The sequence below is a fragment of the Kitasatospora kazusensis genome, assembly GCF_039529945.1.
GTDB classification, from domain to species: Bacteria; Actinomycetota; Actinomycetes; order Streptomycetales; family Streptomycetaceae; genus Kitasatospora; species Kitasatospora kazusensis.
Genome location: NZ_BAAANT010000012.1, coordinates 165,769 through 182,500, shown reverse-complemented (window position 1 = coordinate 182,500; position 16,732 = coordinate 165,769). Strand labels below are relative to the sequence as shown.

General features: G+C 67.1%; 12 protein-coding genes and 1 pseudogene. 5 read left to right on the top strand and 8 right to left on the bottom strand.

Translation table 11 applies throughout. The features are described from left to right. Positions 1-98 precede the first annotated feature (98 nt). The 5 genes from ABD330_RS13665 to ABD330_RS13645 form a co-directional block, all read right to left on the bottom strand. Entirely contained in the window at positions 99-1,313 is a 1,215-nt protein-coding gene (locus ABD330_RS13665; protein ID WP_344464502.1) for a serine hydrolase domain-containing protein, read from the bottom strand. A gap of 265 nt (positions 1,314-1,578) precedes the next feature. Then, on the bottom strand, positions 1,579-2,529 hold the full coding sequence (locus ABD330_RS13660) for a ThiF family adenylyltransferase (RefSeq protein ID WP_344464500.1): 951 nt from the start codon (positions 2,527-2,529) through the stop codon (positions 1,579-1,581). A 41-nt stretch (positions 2,530-2,570) separates the two neighbouring features. Further along, positions 2,571-3,815 carry a hypothetical protein gene (locus ABD330_RS13655; protein ID WP_344464498.1) on the bottom strand — a complete coding sequence of 415 codons (1,245 nt, stop codon included), beginning with the start codon at positions 3,813-3,815 and terminating at the stop codon, positions 2,571-2,573. Beyond that, on the bottom strand, positions 3,812-5,773 hold the full coding sequence (locus ABD330_RS13650) for a B12-binding domain-containing radical SAM protein (protein WP_344464496.1): 1,962 nt from the start codon (positions 5,771-5,773) through the stop codon (positions 3,812-3,814). Before ABD330_RS13650 ends, ABD330_RS13655 begins: the two co-directional genes overlap by 4 nt. Before the next feature lie 90 nt (positions 5,774-5,863). Further along, positions 5,864-6,025, bottom strand: a complete 162-nt coding sequence (locus ABD330_RS13645; protein ID WP_344464494.1) for a hypothetical protein — start codon at positions 6,023-6,025, stop codon at positions 5,864-5,866. 831 nt (positions 6,026-6,856) lie between these two features. On the opposite strand from ABD330_RS13645, the gene ABD330_RS13640 reads away from it, so the two are divergent. The 5 genes from ABD330_RS13640 to ABD330_RS13620 all read left to right on the top strand — a co-directional run bounded on the left by ABD330_RS13640 (position 6,857) and on the right by ABD330_RS13620 (position 14,043). Next, the gene (locus ABD330_RS13640) at positions 6,857-8,095 is read left to right on the top strand and encodes a cytochrome P450 (protein WP_344464492.1); all 1,239 of its coding nucleotides are present in this window, start codon (positions 6,857-6,859) and stop codon (positions 8,093-8,095) included. A gap of 191 nt (positions 8,096-8,286) precedes the next feature. Beyond that, positions 8,287-8,805 (top strand): DUF5825 family protein, encoded by a 519-nt coding sequence (locus ABD330_RS13635; RefSeq protein ID WP_344464490.1) that lies wholly within the window; start codon positions 8,287-8,289, stop codon positions 8,803-8,805. A 555-nt stretch (positions 8,806-9,360) separates the two neighbouring features. Continuing rightward, on the top strand, positions 9,361-10,629 hold the full coding sequence (locus ABD330_RS13630) for an MFS transporter (protein ID WP_344464488.1): 1,269 nt from the start codon (positions 9,361-9,363) through the stop codon (positions 10,627-10,629). Between the two features lie 18 nt (positions 10,630-10,647). Beyond that, positions 10,648-12,564, top strand: coding sequence for a RiPP maturation radical SAM C-methyltransferase (locus ABD330_RS13625; protein ID WP_344464510.1), 1,917 nt, complete (start codon positions 10,648-10,650; stop codon positions 12,562-12,564). Between the two features lie 297 nt (positions 12,565-12,861). Next, entirely contained in the window at positions 12,862-14,043 is a 1,182-nt protein-coding gene (locus ABD330_RS13620) for a cytochrome P450 (RefSeq protein WP_344464486.1), read from the top strand. Here the strand turns inward: ABD330_RS13620 and ABD330_RS13615 are convergent. The 3 genes and pseudogenes from ABD330_RS13615 to ABD330_RS13605 all read right to left on the bottom strand — a co-directional run. After that, positions 13,979-14,717, bottom strand: a pseudogene (locus ABD330_RS13615) (transposase); the annotation flags it as partial. The gene ABD330_RS13620 and the pseudogene ABD330_RS13615 sit on opposite strands and share 65 nt — an antisense overlap. Before the next feature lie 9 nt (positions 14,718-14,726). Then, on the bottom strand, positions 14,727-15,686 hold the full coding sequence (locus ABD330_RS13610) for a pirin family protein (RefSeq protein WP_344464484.1): 960 nt from the start codon (positions 15,684-15,686) through the stop codon (positions 14,727-14,729). A gap of 69 nt (positions 15,687-15,755) precedes the next feature. Beyond that, the gene (locus tag ABD330_RS13605; protein WP_344464482.1) at positions 15,756-16,676 is read right to left on the bottom strand and encodes an alpha/beta hydrolase; all 921 of its coding nucleotides are present in this window, start codon (positions 16,674-16,676) and stop codon (positions 15,756-15,758) included. Between the last annotated feature and the right edge of the window lie 56 nt (positions 16,677-16,732).

Sequence of the window (16,732 nt, the reverse complement as noted above, 5' to 3'; positions counted from 1 at the left end):
CCCCTCAAACGTGCCCACCACCGCAACTGGCCACCACCAGAAGCGACAACAGCCACCATCACCCAGCCAAGAACAACCTAAAGTCACCAGCATTGGGCCTAGGTCAGCGGGTGACCGGGCACCAGCAGCGCCGAGATCTGCTTGGCGACAACCTCGGCGGTGTTCCCGTCCGGGGTGTCGCAGTTCTTCGTGGTGGCCACCGCGATCGCCACCCGCTGCTCGGGGTAGTAGGCCTCGATCGCCGCGTAGCCGGAGAACGACGGGTTCTCCACCACCCAGTCGTGGGCGACGATCAGACCGAGCCCGAAGTGGGTCGACTCGGTGTTGAAGTCGGGCAGGCAGGCGGTCGGCGGACAGTCCGCCGTCGGTCCGCCGAGGCCGACCGTGCCGGGGTTCAGCTGGGTGCGGAAGCTGCTCGGCGAGAGCAGCTCGCCGCTGCCGATGGCCTCGGCCGAGCGGGCCAGGTCACAGATGTGAGTGGTGATCACGGCGCCGGGTCCGGTGGTCCACGACGGGTTCCAGAAGGTCGACTCCTCGTACGTGCCGCGTTCGGCGGTGAACGCGTGCAGGACGGGGGTGGGGATGTCGGGGGTGAAGCTGTTCCGGGTGTCGTGCAGGCCGAGCGGGCCGGTGACGTGCTGCTCCAGCAGCTGGTCGAGCCGGGTTCCGGTGATCTTCTCCAGGGCTGCGCCGAGGAGCACGAAGTTGGCGTGCGAGTAGCTCCAGTTGGTACCGGGCGCGTACCAGAGCGGGTGTCCGGTGGCGATCCCGACCAGGTCCTCGGGAGTCCAGTGGCGGAACGGCTCTGCCTCCACCTCTGCCACAAACCGGGGGTCGGTGACGTAGTCGTGCAGGCCCGAGGTGGTGTCGCCGAGCATCCGCAGGGTGATCTGGTCACCGTGCTCCAGGTCGGGCAGCCAGCGGGAGACCGGGTCGTCGAGCCCCACCACGCCCTGCTCGACCAGCTGGAGCAGCGTGACGGTCATGAAGGGGAAGACCACCGAGCCCGCGCGGAAGTGCATGCCGGGTTCGGCCGGCACGCCGGTCATCGACTCGCCGAAGGCGTCGGTCACCAGCTCGTGGCCGTCCACGGTGACCCGCACCAGAACGGATTTGAGGTCGAGGTCCTTCTTCGCCCGGCGCACGGTTTCCAGCACCCGGCTGCCCGGGCCGTCGACCGGGTGCGGCGAGCGGACACAGGGCTGTGCCTCCCGCGGGGTGGGGGTGGTGACGGCGGCTGCGGCGCCGGGGAGGGCCGCGGCGGCGAGCAGAGTGGTGGCGGCGCAGAACAGGGCGGTCCGGGTACGCGTCATGGTGCATGATGTGCGCACGCGTACGGCGTGCGGGGGTGCGACACCCCGAGGTGTAGGCCGTCCGGGGTGGGTGGCCGGGCCGTTTCTTTCGGATCGGCGGGGCGATCGGATGAGGGTGCCCGCGATGTGGGTCCGGCGCGGAAGGCGGTGGCGGTCTTCCCGTGACAGGTCGCCGGGCCTCGCCTGTTCTTCGGGCGGTTGATGCATCGTCCGGCGGTGTTGCGCTGCTTGCCGGCATCGAGGCCGGAGCTCACCTTCCGCGCTCTCAGGTCGAATCCGCCCCCAGCAGCTGGACGCGGTGCGAAGTCGTTCGGGCGCTCACACCGAGTATGCCGAAGATGAGATCACGGCCCATCGTCGCGCCCACCAGCGTATTGACCGGGCCGAACGAGGCCGCCATCGGTGTGACCGCGGCTCCGGCCATGGCCTTGGCCTCTTGGCGTGACGCGATGAAGGCCGGGACATCGGCGGGCCGGATCAGCGGACCACTCGACCCTACTCGGAGGCCGCAGCCTCCCGTGATCATCGAAGCTCCGCGCTCAAGACAGGCTTGAGCGCACAGTTCCGGCAGCGATGCAGGACGGTCGGCCGCGACAACGAGGAACCCGCCTTCGCGCAGGTACGGCACCAACGCCTCGCTGGTCGTGATGGTTTCCATGACAGCGGTCGGCTCCGCTTCGGGGAGGCGCTCACACACCCACTCGCGGGCCGCATCGACCTTGGCCCGTCCGACGTCACAACGCCGGTAGAGATATTGGCGGTTCAAGTTCTCCAGCGCGACCCGGTCGCCGTCCACGAGGGTGAGCCCGCCCACCCCCGCACCCACGATCTCGGCCAGCACCGCGCCGCCGATGCCGCCGATGCCGAGAACGGTCACGTGCGCCGCGCGCAGCCGCTCCTGTGCCGCGCCGGCATCCAGGCCCAAGGCCGCGAAGTACTCGACCTGGTTCCTCCAAGCGGACGAGTGCCACGAACGGTCGAACGGTGCGACTACGAGGCGAAGCCGGAGAAGCGTACGCACGATGGCGTCCACGTGGCTCCCGCTCGGCGCCGGGAGGCCGGCCGGCTCGTCGGAGACCGCTTCGAACCATTCGAACATCGATTCAGGGCAGTGTCGGACCAGCAGTACCTCGTCGGAAAAAACGCGCAGCTCGTCGCCGTCGCGGGACCAGGTCGCCGCAGGCGAGAGAACGTAGCGGTCGATTCCGTCAGCCATCCCCGGCCTTCCTTCGTGGCGAGATCACCGTTCGACGAAAATCATGGAGAATCGGCGCTCCAGCTGAACCGGGGGAAGCGCACAGCGTCCATCGACGGCCAGGGCCGACCTGCCAGTGCCTCGCGCTGCAGCCAGTGGCCTCGCAGACGCAGGAGCGGCACGACCGGACACTGCTCGCGGACCGCTCGACGCAGCTCGTCGCACGCGGCATCGTCGTCCGGGACTTCGGACAGCCGACGCAGCAGCGGCGCGAGGACAGGGTCACGGCGCGCCGGGTCGAGCAGGTCCAGAGCACAGATCGGATCCTCGAAGAGCGGGCCCCGCAACGCGAGGAGCATGTCGAAGGACTGCGCCGAGCCCGAGACGAAGTCGGCGGGTGCCAGCTCGACCTCGACACCGAGGTTCTCGGTCAGCTGAGCCGCGACCTCTTCGGCCACGACCAGGTTGGGATAGTAGTCCCAGTACCCCAAGCGCAGCCGTTCACCGGAGCCGACGGTGCTGGGCGGTGCCTCGACGTGGTGGTCGGGCGCTGCCGCCTCCACACCGTTCCAGCACCGTGCGACAAGGCGGTCATAGCGAATCGCGCCGAGGAGCCGGCGGCGGAACTCCGCGTCGCCCACCGCCGACGGGCTGCCGGGGGTGATCTCCAGACGCATCTCGATCGCGGTCGGTGCCGTGTGGAACACCCGGCTGTCCGCGAAGTGCTGGACACGGTCGAGCGGAAACGCGGTCGCGCACGTCACATCGACCTCGCCTCGCAGGAACCTCGCCGGGGCGTCGTGCGGATCGTGGCGGACGAGCACCCGCACAGGTGGCGTGCCGGCCTTGACGGGTTCGAGCCAGTACTCGTCATCGGCGGTGCGCACGGCACGCTCGTACGCGCCGGAGGACAGTTGCCCGCACGACGAGATCGGAGCGAGATCGACGCTCCGGAGCAGGCTCGGAAGGTGCGGCGCCTGGCGGCGGAGCTCGATGACGAGCGCGTCCTTCGATGTGCGGACCGCGCGGATGTCGAGCAGGAACCGCTGGAGCGACGGAACCGTCAACGCGGTCCGGATCGCCCGGGCGTGATCGCGCGCACGCACCGGGCTCCCGTCGGAGAAGGACGCGCCCTTCCCGACACGGTAGTGCTGGCTCAGCCCGTCGTCCGCGACCCGGACGAGATCGAGCCGGCTGCATTGGCTCGCCGCGGCGAACCAACGGCTCAGGTAGTCGCCTCCCGTGGGCCCGTGCCATCGAATCGGATCGTCGTCCACCTCGACGATGACGGGGCGCGTCACGCTCACGTGGTCAGGAGATGGCTGTCGGCCACCGGAGGCGCCTGTCCGGGGGCGTCCGGCGAGGCGTCGATCTGGGCACACAACCGTGCCACCGCCGTCGCGACCTCGCGCAGCCGGCCGGGGGCGAAATTCGCGAGGAGAGCTTCGCGTTCTCCCCGCTCGCGCGGCATGAGGGCCCTGAACACCTTGGCCTGCGCCGGCGTCAGGCGGAGAGTCGACACCTCTGCCTCGCTCACGCGATACACGACCACGACGGTCGGACGGCTCAACTCCGGCTTCCAGGTGATTTCGCGCGGGTCGGAAATCATCGTGACGACGTCGACATCGAGGTCCACGATCAGGAAATGCGGCTTCTCCCCTGCGGTGGCGGGCTCCCGGTACACGTTGACGAGCTCTTCCTCGACCTCGTCCCCCCGGAACTCCGCAAGCATCGAGTCGTAGGTGAACAGCGCCCTGGCGGCTTGCGCGTGCACGCCCTCCATGTGCGCCAGAATCTCAGCGAGCGCTTCCTCGATGGGCATGGCAGCCCGCTCGATCAGTGCGTCGATGAGTTCAACGTACGTGAGCCCCGCGCCCTGCTTGAGGAATCGCAGCAGGTGGTAGTAGCGGCGTGTGAAGTACCGCGAAAGGCGCAACACGTCCTGATAGTATTCGTAGTTCCGATTCCCGCTGCGAATGAAGCTGAATCCGGTGAAGGTCGCCGCATCGTCCCTGATGAGCGCCCGGACATCCGACGGGAGGAAAGTCCCCATGGCGTCGAGTCCGCTCTCGAGCGGTTCGAGTTCAGCCCGGTACTCATCTGTGATCTCAGCGCCGGGAAGCGGCTGGAGCACACTGAGGTCACTGCTGACGGCACCGTAGGCGATCGCGTCGAAGACGACCTCCAATGACTTCTCCAGGTCTTCGGCGTTCTCGTCCGGGTATCCTACGATCGTGTTCGTCTCGAACTGGATGCCGACTTCCTGGGCGGACCGGAAGAACTCGTAGGTCCGCTTCGTCGAGGGCATCTTCAGCATGGACTTGAGAATCTTCTCCGACCCCGCGTCCGTGCCGCAGAAGATGTTGAAGCATCCCGCGTCGGCCATGCCCCGCAGAAGGGACGGGTTGACATTGTCCGGTCGGACCGCGCAGCCCCACTCGAACATGTCATTGTGCTCGGAGAAATAGGAAATGAACTCGTCGAGATACGTGCGCTTGTTGGCGAAGTTGTCGTGCAGGAAGTTGAACTGGGTCACCCCATAGGTGCGGTGCAGGAAGCGAAGCTCATCGAGGATGACCGCGGGATCCTTGATCCGGAAGTCACGGTCCCAGAACGTCGACGTCATGCAGAACTTGCACGAATAGGTACACCCGGAGCCGATGTGCACGTCGAAGATGTGCGGGGTCGAGAGCCGGATGTAGTCGCCCATCGGGACGGCGTCGTACGCGGGCATCGGCACCAGGTTCAGGTTCGTGGTCGGCTGAGGCCCGGTGGACACGGACTTGCCGTTCTTGCACGACCAGAAGCCGCGCACCTCGGCGGGATCGGCCCCGTCGGCAATGGCGTCCGCGAGAGCGGTGATCGCGAGCTCTCCCTCACCGCGGCACACGAAGTCGACGCAGTCGGCGAAGCGCGGGAGGGCATCGGGAAAGACACCGAACGTCCCGGGTCCACCGAGAACCACCGTGACACCGGGCCGCAGCCGCTTGACCTGACGCCCGATGAGAAGGCATGCCGGGAGGGTGTCCGCGAGACAGGTGAGGCCGAGAATGTCGGGATCGGCGGCGAGCAGACGAGCACAGGTCCGGTCGAGCCAGTCGGCGTCACCGGGCTCGAAGGCACCGATCCGGTGCTCGTACTCCAGATCGACGACGACGGTGGGATGACCGTGCGCCATCAGCGGTGAGGCAATGCAGAGCAGTCCGAGAGGAACGAAGAACGGAGAATTGATGTCGGCATTGATCAAGGGCCGGCCGAGCGTCACGCGAGCACTCTGCGTGGACGCTCGAACCGACACCTGGCCCTCCCCTGCGAACGAGAGGGCCAGTCGTATCGGGGTCGGCATCGGATGCGATCAGCAGCGCCGCGAAACGATGGCACCCAAAGTAGCCGACGACAGAGTGATCAGCTCGACGTCATCGGCGAGGTCGAGACCTTCCTCGTCGGAGAAGAGCACCATGCTCGGCTCCGCCTCGTTCATCACGATCACCGGACGTTCTTGCACTTCCTGCGTCATCGTTGTCTCCTCTTCGCCTTGACTGGCACCAGCAGCTTCATCTAATAGGGTCCTTGATGCCCCGTCAATAGGAAGTTCCACGTTGTCCGGCGCAACACTTGATCCACGATCTATTGGTCACTGTGCGGAAATGATGTTGCCGGGAATGAGGAAGCACCCTGTGGCCTGCGACGATGTGAGTTCCTCAGGCTTCCGGTACGGAAGATCACGAGGGCGTCTCCACGGCCGCGAGGAAGTACCCGAGGTAGAGGTCGCCGGCGTCGATGACCTGCTGTTCCCGTACGCCCAACAGATCGCGCGCATCCACCGCTGGATGATCGAATCCACCGTCCACCGTGCAAGAACGTCATCCCCTCACCGGGGCATCCCATGATCAAAACTGGTGAACGTGACTCCCCCCGGACCTGGGGCCCTCGTCACCCCGGAGGGAGAAGTAGCACTCCACCGCTCCGGACGGGGGAATTTCGCGGGGCAGGAACTGCTGACGGCCCGTGCGGTTCCGGCAGGGGCTCGCGTGCACGAACTCCCGCATCGCGTACGTGCCCCGATGTCCGCCGACCGACGGACGCCGGACCTTTCCCCCGCCCCTTGTAGGACTTGATCGAGTCTGGGTAGGCTGCTGACGGTCCGGCACGGTGCCAAGCAGAGAGGTCGCAGCTCGATGCTGCTCACCTTCGGCGGACAAGGGTTGAACGTGGATGGCTTCCCGCCATGTGGCGCAAAAAGATCAAGGCGCCGGAATCCGCAGGCCGCGGAAGCCGATTCGGCGATCACTCCGTTCAGCGAAACCGGTTTCTTCCGTTATGTGACATTCGGGACGGAGCTAGGATTGTGACGTCTTCGCAGGCCGATGTTTCTGATCTGGAATCCACGGCGGTCCCGTTCTTTCCGATTCCCAGGGCGCCCGGCTGTCCGCTGGATCCGGCACCTGAGCTCGCCGCACTGCAGGAACGGGCACCGCTGGTCCGAGTTCGGCTTTGGGACGGCAGCACTCCGTGGCTGGTGACGAGGCATGCGGAGCAGTGCGCGCTGCTGTCGGACCGCCGGGTCAGCGCGGACTGGATGCAGTCGGGCTACCCGTTCCACAGTCAGTTTCTGCAGGATCACCATGAAGAGGGCCAGTTCCTGACCGCCATGGAAGGCCCCGAGCACCTCCGGCTGCGTCGGATGATCGCCCGGCCGTTCACCCCCCGCATCGTCGAGCAACTGCGGCCCACCGTCCAGCAAGTCGTCGACGACCACATCGATGCTCTGCTGGCCGGCCCGAAGCCGGCGGATTTCGTGGCGGCGTTCGCCCTGCCGATCCCGTCCATGGTCATCTGCCACGTGCTCGGCGTCCCGTACGAGGACCACGACTTCTTCCATCGCGCCATCAGGACAGTGACCAGCAGCGACGTTCCGGACGATGTCGTGAGCAAGTCCGGGGGCGAGCTGTATCGCTACCTGGCTCAGCTGATCGGCCGCAAGCTCGATGACCCCGATGACGACCTGCTGTCCCAGCTGGCCACCGAACGGCTGGCCACCGGCCAGCTGAACCGGCACGAGCTGGTGATGCTGGTCCTGTTCCTGCTGGTCTCGGGGCACGAGACCACGGCCAGCATGATTGCGCTGGGCACGCTGGCCTTGCTGCTCCATCCCGACCAAATCGCCGTGCTGAAGGACGCCGACGGCCCCGAGGTCGCTGCGGCCGTCGACGAGCTGCTGCGGTACCTGACCACCGTTCAGCCCGGCCGTCGCCGCGTGGCCGTGGAGGACATCGAGATCGCCGGGCAGCTGATCCGAGCCGGCGAGGGTCTGATCCTCCCGGAGGAGATCGGCAACCGCGACGAAAGCGTGTTCCCCGGTGCCGGGGTGCTGGACCTGCGCCGCGATGCCGGCCGGCATCTCGCCTTCGGGTTCGGTGTGCACAAGTGCACCGGCCAACCGCTGGCCCGCCTGGAACTCCAGGTCGTGTTCGCCGCCTTGTTCCGGCGCATTCCGACACTGGCCTTGGCCGTCGACCTCGGCGACCTCCCGTTCATGGACGACGGGCTCGGGTACGGCGTCAAGGAAATGCCCGTGAGCTGGTAAGTGAATGAGGTCGAGCCGGTGACAGGAGGCGGAGTGGAGTTGTTACAGATCGGGCATGTCCGACCGGAGCAGGAGCCGAGTCCGCCGGTGGTGGAGGAGGGCGCACTCTACCTGGCACCCGCGACGGGACTGCGCTGGTGACCCCGCCGACAGCACACCCGCGGTCGAGCCGTCGGCACCTGCTCGCGACGATGGAATTCCGTTCCGTCGGCAGTCGGGCAGACCTCGTCTCCCTGGTGCGAACGGGTTACGCCGGAGTGCGGTTGTCCGGACATCACGTCATGCCGTCCATGTCCGATCGCGATCTCGTCGCCCTGATCGCACTGCTGCGCGACGCGCGCGGCGTCGGCCTGCGGGTCTTGTGGAGTGGCGAATGCGGCGACCTCGACGTCCGATGCCTCCAGCACCTCGATCCGCCGCGTCGGCCTGACGGCACTTTCGTATGGCCGCCACGAGCTGATGCGCAGCTCCTCGCACGGCGCGGTCCGACGGTCATCTCCGTCGACGACACGCGTCTGGGTTCCCGCCGACGCATCGTCATCGACCGTTCCACACCCGAGGCGAACGTTTTCGAGACCGTCGACTGGGAACGTGAGATCACGACCGTGGAGCGGGCCGTCATTCACAGCCTCACACTGGACGGCTTGGCTTTCTCTTCCGGTGACTACTGTGTGGGTCTTCCCGTGCGCCAGGGGATCTGGTGTGTCTGAGAGCGCGTTCGAGATCTGCCTCCTGCCGAACGGGGCCTGGCACGCGCCCTCACTACGTTGGAACGCCGCGCCCGTACCTCCCGTACGAACGAGGCCGTCCGCCCTGCGCTCGCACGCACCAAGTCCCGCTCGGCCAGCCCTTCTTCGGGCGGACGAAGCCAGATCTCAAACACGCTCTGAGTGCTTCGTCCGCTTCAGGACGGCGGAAATCCTGCTTCCGGGCGGTCACCGAACTCGCCGACGAGCCGACCAGGGCTCCGGTACCCTCACAGGACGCAGTCGCCGCCCACGGCCGTCCTCCCGGGAACCAAGTGACGAGATCCGGGATTTCCCCGACCTCACGCCCACGCCGGCTCCAAGATGTGCGCAACCGTTTCCAGGAGATGCACGCCATGGGTTCCAGCACGTGGGACCTCCACCGAGAACGGCCGCGACGCCGGCAACGGTTCCCGGAGGGTCGGCCCGATGTCCTGCGCGAAGTACGGACTGGAGCTCCGGGCGACGGCGGAGGCCCAACACCAATGATCACCGGAGTCACCAGGGGGAGCCCGCAGCATGACCGGCACCACGGAGGCCCTTGACGGGTCGGCTGCAGTCGACGATGCAGTCCGAACCGTCACGCGCCCGTTCTACGTATACGCCGTGCTCGCCAACTCGCTGTTCCAGCGTGGCGTATTCGTCCTCTACCTTCTGCACCGAGGCTTCTCCGCCGGACAGGTGGCCATCCTTCAGACACTGATCTACCTGGTCAGCGGACTTGCGGAGTTGCCGACGGGAGTCATCGCTGACCGAATCGGCAGGCGTGCCTGCATCGTGATCGGCCAGCTGGTGGTAGCCGGATGCCTGCTCGGTCAGGTGACGTCCTCCGACTACTGGGTGATCCTGGCGCTGTTCATCGGCCAGGGCGTGGGCATGGCCTTTGTCTCCGGTTCGGACACCGCCCTGCTGTACGACCTGCTCGTACGTCGTGGCGCGACGGCCGGCTACGTCAGGATCAGGTCCCGGTTCACCATGCTCGGGACGGTCACCTCGGGAGTCGCCATCGTCCTCGGCGGCCAACTGCAGCGGTTCTCCTGGGGAATCGTCTACGTCGGTTCGGCGTCGTGCCTCGTCCTGTCCGTGGTGGTGCTGATGTCACGGGTGCCCGAGATCCGCGGCTCGGACGCGGTGGACGAGCAGGACGGAGCCGAGGAGCGGCACCGCGACGCCACAGCCTGGCGGGCGATGCTCCGGGTCGCCACGCCGGCGCTCGTGACGCTGGTCGTGGTGTCCGGGCTGCTGCACGCGACGTTGACGCCGTACATCATCTTCACGCAGAAGACCCTCTCCGATCAGGGAGCAAGCACTGCACTGGTCAGCGTGGTCATAGCGGCGGGATTCTTCGTCGGCGGACTCACTCCCTTGCTGTCGGACCGCGCGAACCGGCGCATCGGGTACCGGGTCATCCTCCCGGTGTCTCTCCTGACGCTCGCCGTGGCGCTCGGCCTCAGCGGCCTCGGCCTTGTCTGGGTCACCGTCGGCGCGTTCCTGGTCCTGGTCGGAATTCCCGAGATCACCGCCGTGCTCGTGGACAACGTGTTCCACGAGGCAGTGCCGTCGCGCCACCGGGCGAGCCTGCTGTCGATGATCGCATTCGTGGAGTCGGCGCTCATCGGCACCGGCTATCTCGTCCTCGGCACGCTCATGGACGGGTTGGGCTCCAGTGTGGGCATGGCCACCTACGCCGCGGTCCCCCTGCTGGCATGTCTCCTGTGGCTCCCGGTGCTCTTCCGAGGGGCGCGGGTGACCACCGAGACCGAGAAGCCCGCCGACCGAAATCGATAAGGAGCCGAAGTGGAATTGATGCAGATCGGGCACAACCGACCGGTGCTGGATCCAGTCCCGCCGGTCGTGCACGAGGATGCCCTTTCGGTTGCGTTGGTCTGCATGCCCTGGGCCGTGGTCGACATGCCCTCACTGGCACTGAGCACGATCGCTCCGTTGTTCGAGCAGCGCGGAGAAGTTGCAAAGCTCGACGTCGTCTATGCCAATATCCGGTGGCTCGACTTCCTGGTCCGGGAGGCGGGCCTCGAACGTGAACACTACGAACTGATCGTCGATGCTGAAGTGTTCGGGGTCGGCGAATGGGTCTTCTCCAGCTGTTTCCGCCCAGGTATCGACCCACGCCACACGAGTTTCTATGACCTCGTGAGCGACAGTGAGCACATTGATGCCTACTGTGCGATGTTCCGCGCGGCGCCCGCCTTCATCGACGAGTTGGCCCGGGATCTCGTCACGTCAGGTGTCGATGTCCTGGGGTTGACGACGACGTTCGATCAGAACATCGCCTCGTTCGCGCTCGCGCACCGCGTCAAGGAGTTGCACCCGAGCGTTGTGACGATTCTCGGCGGGGCGAACTGCGACGGCGTTCAAGGTACGGCAGTCCACCGCGCTCGCGCGGAGTTCGACTACGTGATCCGGGGCGAGGCGGAGCGCTCGATCGCGCCACTCGTCGCCCACATCGCAGGATGTCGCAGCGGTGACGAGAACAGGCATGACGAACTGCTGCGTGCCGTGCCCGGCCTGTGCTGGCGGTCCGCCATCGACGGAGCCTCGGTGAGCAACCCCATCGGACCGAAGCCCGTCTCCATGAACGAGGTGCCGGAGCCCGTCTACGATCACTATTTCCGCGATTTGCGGAAGTCTCCGGCCGCTCAACTCATCGATGTCAAGATTCCTCTGGAGGCCAGCCGCGGATGCTGGTGGGGCGCTAAACACCATTGCACATTCTGCGGCTTGAACGGGTCGGCCATGACCCATCGCGCAAAGCCCGCCGAGCGCGTGCGAGCGGAGGCCGGCCGGGCTGTCCGTCGGCACAATGTGCTTGACCTGGTATTTTCTGACAACATCTTGGCGCCCGACCATGTCGTTCGACTGACCACGGATATGGCACTGCCCGCCGAATGGGACGTCCGGTTGTTCGCCGAGGTGAAGTCGAACCTCAATTTCAGTCAACTCGAGTCCCTTGCGCGCGCCGGTTTCACGCAACTACAACCGGGAGTCGAGAGCCTCTGCACACCCATCCTACGCATCATGCGCAAGGGGGTTACCGGGTGGCAGAACGTGCGATTCCTACGGGACTGTGCCACATCCAGGATCTATCCGTCGTGGAACATCCTCATGGGTTTCCCCGGGGAGCATGACCACGACTACACGGGGTTGATCGACTCGCTCCCGTCCCTCCATCATCTGACGCCGCCCGCCGGGGTGTTCCCGATCAAACTGGAACGCTTCAGCCCCTACTTCGACGATCCGGAACTCGGCCTCCGGGTTCTCGGTCCCTCGCTCAACCTGGTGAGCGCTTACGAGGGGGTAGTGGACGACCTCGATGATTTCGTCTACGTGTTCGAGTCCGAGCCCGCCGGCATCTCACCTGAGACGTGTGAGATGTTGCGCGAAGCCGTCGCGAACTGGAGGGCCAACGCATCGATTTCCCGGCTGGTCGCTCTGCCGGCGCCGGACGACTCGCTCGTCGTCGTCGACGACCGGCCCGCCTGGCCCTCCCGTGAGGTGGTGCTTCGACCGGGTCTCGAAACCGAGGCCTACCGTGCACTGGCCAAGGGCAAAACGCTTCCTGCACTGGCTTCCACGATGTGCTCACTCGGGATTGCAGTGCGGGAAGGTCAGCTCGAAGAGCTCGTCGAGAACTGGACGGAGCTCGGAATCGTTTTTCATGAGGACGCCACCTATCTGGCGCTCGCGACAGGACTGCGTTGGTGACGCAGCAGACGGCAGAGCGGCGGTCGAGCGGGCGAAGACTCCTCACGCCAGTGAATCTCCGCTCGATGCAGCGGCGCGGTCCGACGTTCCCAGCCGTTGAGGACACAGGCTACGGGGACCGTCGCCACGTCGATATCGACCGCCAGGAACCGGCGGCAGCCGTTCTTGGCGAAATCCATTGGGGGCACACGATCACCCCCGTAGAGGCGCCCGGTCTGCACGCTCTTGAATTGCACGACCTCGTCTTTCGCTCCGGCGACCACTGTGTGGGTATTGCCGCAAGGCAAGGAGTCTGGTGTGTCTGAAGGCAACATTCTCTTCCGCAAGACACTCGATGAGCGGACTTTGTCGCGAGGGCCGGCGGATCCAGCCGCTACCGTCGTTCCGATGCGCATGGGATCGGCAGGAGTGGGACTGCTCGTCAACGATCACCGCGAAGCCACCCGCATCTTGTCCGACGTCGAAACCTACGGCAGTGCGGGCGAACTCATGGCGAGCGTTTTCGACGAGCCCGCCGAGTCGCATCCGGATTCGACGTCCGATATGGTCTTCGCGGTCAACCAAACCGACGGGGAAGAGCACCGTCGCGTACGGCGCGCACTTCGGAGGGTCATCGACACTCGCGTGCGCGATGTCTCGGACCAGCTGATCCGGGATGTCCAACACTCGATCGCGAGCGCTCTCGCCCTGGGGAGGATCGACGCGGTCGCGTCGATCGGCGTGCCCATCGCCAACAGTGTCATGTCGCGATTGCTGGGACTCGACGAAAAACTCGTCTCGACCCTGAGGACCGCCGTTTACCAGGGATACCCGGTGCACGAACTTGACGCCACACTCATCGACTGGGTGCGCGACAGGCGTGCTCACCCCGCCGATGACTTCGTGTCGGACCTGATGGCGGAACTACCTTCTCTCGACGATCGACAGGTTGCGGCGAACACTCGACTGCTCGCCCTGTCGGGTGTCGAGGTGTTGGCGGCACTGATCACGAACGGAATCCTCTGCCTGGCACAAGATCCGAGGACTCAGAGTCTCGTACGCGATGACGAGACTCTGCTGCCCGGCCTCGTCCATGAGGTGCAGCGGTACGCGAGCCCGATTGCGCGGGGGATCTATCGGATGACCAAGGAGCCATCCGTGATCGGCAAGTACGCAGTTCCCGCAGGTACTCTGCTCGTCATCGGGGTGGACGTTTGCAACAGGGACACATCAGCACTTCCCGATTCTCACAGGTTCGACCCCACTCGCGGTCTGGATTTCGAACACCTGACGTTCGGCCACGGGCGGCATTCATGCCTGGGTATTCCAGTCACACGTCTGATTGCGGCGCAGGCGCTGCGCGCGTTTCTCTCGGGAACAACGAGTTTCGGCCTGACCGTGGAGCCGTCAGAGCTACGTTTCCACGATACTGCGGTCATGAACGGTCTCGTCGAACTCCCGATTTGGGTTGAGTGCGCGAACCAGCCTCGATCTTCGTGACGGGCCCGTCAGTTCTCCCGGTGGGCCGTTTCGGCTTTTCGGGGCGGTGGTGGGCGGACCGAGGGCCCGGCTGTCGCGTCGGGTGTGCGCCGGGTTCCACGGTTCCGGAGGCGGTCGTTGGTTCGTCGGGATGGGTCGTTGTTGCTGTTGAGTCGGGGTTCGGCAGGGCGTGCATTCGGACGAAGACGCTGGTGATCACGTCGGTCCAGGACCAGTGGCGGACCAAGCGCAGGATGCGGCGGCGGTCGGTGGTGACCAGGCGGGCGGCGGCAGCGGAAAACAGCCGCAGTCGCATGCGTTCGGGTTCCCAGCGGCAGGCTTGGGCCCGTCATCCCGTCAGCGTCGGTGAACCTCAACTGCGCATCGGGGTACGGCCGTTCCCTGCGCACGACCAGCCGCATCCCCGCCGGCCAGCAGTTCAGGACATCACCTGCCAGTTCGGCAACCCGGGCACCGTCGCGGACCTGGCCGTCGGGTTCGACCGCAAGGGTCCAGGCCGGGGCCGGGGCCGGGACCTGCAGTACAGCGTGGTGGACGGCGTCGGTGATCGTCATCCCGACGGAGTAGGACAGCCACCGGCCACGTGTGGTGAGCCAGTTCAGGAATTCGTGAGCACCGCCGGCGGAGTCGGTGCGGATCAGGGTGCTTCGGCCGCGCCGGTGGCGTTTGGGCAGAGCCCCAGGTCAGCGCACCCTTCCCCGTGGCTTCAGGGGCAGTTGGGGCACCTCGGGAGCGGCCAGCCGGTCACCGTCGTAGCCGTGCACCTCACCGAAGCGGGTGCCGGTCATCCACTCCTCCCGCGCCTGCCTGATGTCCTCGTCGGTCCGGGCGATGAAGTTCCACCACATCACGATCTTCTCCTCGAACGGCTCGCCGCCGAGCAGCATCACCGAGCTGTCGCTGAGCGCCCGCAGTGGCAGCTCGCGGCGGCCGCAGCCCAGGTAGAGCAGTGCGCCCGGCTCGACGCGGACGCCGTCCACGTCGACGCTGCCGGTCATCGCCAGGACGGCGTACTCGAAGCCGGGTTCCAGGGGGAGGCGGGTCTGGGTGCCCTCGCGGAGGGCGAGGTCGGCGCCGACCAGGGGGGTGTGGGCCGTGCCGGGTGAGGTGGCGCCGTCCAGGGTGCCCATGATGACCGTGGCGTGCAGGCCGGGGGCGGTGACGGTGGGCAGGGCGGCGTGGTGCTCGAAGGTGGGGGCGGTGTGGCGGTGGGCCTCCGGGAGGGCGACCCAGAGTTGGGCGCCGTGCAGCAGCCGGGCGTGTTCGCGCGGGGACTCCTCCGAGTGCGAGATCGCCCGGCCGGAGGTCATCAGGCCGAGTTCGTACGGCCGGACGGTCTGCAGGCTGCCCAGGCTGTCGCGGTGCAGCACCTCGCCCTCGTGCAGCCAGCTGACGGTCTGCAACCCGAGGTGCGGGTGGGGCGGGACCTGCATGCCCGGCTCGTCCGCGATGTCGTCCGGACCGTAGTGGTCGACGAAGCACCAGGCGCCGACCATCCGCCGTCCGAGGTTCGGCAGCAGCCGGCGGACCTCGGTGGACTCGCCGAGCTTCACCGAACGGCCGGTCAGCAGTTCGCGGACCGGACCGGTCTCGGCCTCACCGCCGCAGGTGGTCGGGGTGGGCCTGAGGTCGAGATTGCTCATGGGTGCTCCGTAGTACGCGCGCTCCGCCGGAAAGGGACGTCGCTACGATCATCCGTCAGCCGGACCCGATCACGAAGCAGTTGGCGCCGGAAGGGCCTGGAGCGCGTGCCCGAGGAACGGCACCGCCTCCGGCAGCATCCGCCGCCAGAAGCCGCCGGTGTGCTCCCCGCGCGGGAAGCGGGCCACCGCCGCGCCCGCCCTCAGCACCCGGGCCGCCGGGCAGAACGGGTCCTCGGTGCCGCACCAGACGCCGAGCGGCCGGCCGTGCGGCTCGCCCAGGTGCAGCAGCGGCTCGTGGTCGCGCCAGTCCGCCTCGTCGCGGAAGCCGTCGATCGTCCTGGCGTCCGGCCAGCTGCGGAACAGCGCCGGGCTGAGCAGCGCCACCGGACCGAAGCCGGCGCCCCGGTTGCGGGCGTAGCGCAGGGCGCCCGAACCGCCCGCCGAGATGCCGAGTGCGCCGCCGGGTGTCCGCAGCCCCTGGGCGGCGAGCCAGCCCGGCAGCTCCGACACGAGCATCCGCTGCGGGTCGTCGGCGGGTGTCCGGGCGTGCCAGTAGGTGTCGGCTCCGCCGTCCACGGCCACCAGGGCGAACGGCGGTGCGCCCGCCGCGACGGCGGCGGCCAGGAACTGCGGCAGCCCGAGGTCCGCCATCGACTGGGCGTCACCGCCTCGACCGTGCAGCGCGACGCAGACCGGGAGGTCGGCGGCCCGCAGCCCGGCGCCGGGCGGCAGCATGGTGATCATCCGGACGGTCGTGCCGCGCGCCGCCGAGTGGAGGTCCGTGCTGCGCACCGGCCCGGCGGGGATCCGGGGGACGGTGCCGTCCGTCCCCGTCATGCCGAGCGCCCGGCGCAGCCGGACGCCGCCGGGCAGCACGTCCTCGGCCATCGCGGCGCTCGCGCCCGCGCCGACCACCGCCAGACCGCCGAGGCCGGCTGCGGCTCGCAGCAGTGTCCGGCGGCCCGGACCGCGTTCGGCTGCTCTGTTCATGACTCCCCCTCGGACGGCGAGCCACCACTGTACGGAGCGGCCCGGCACGGCGGGTC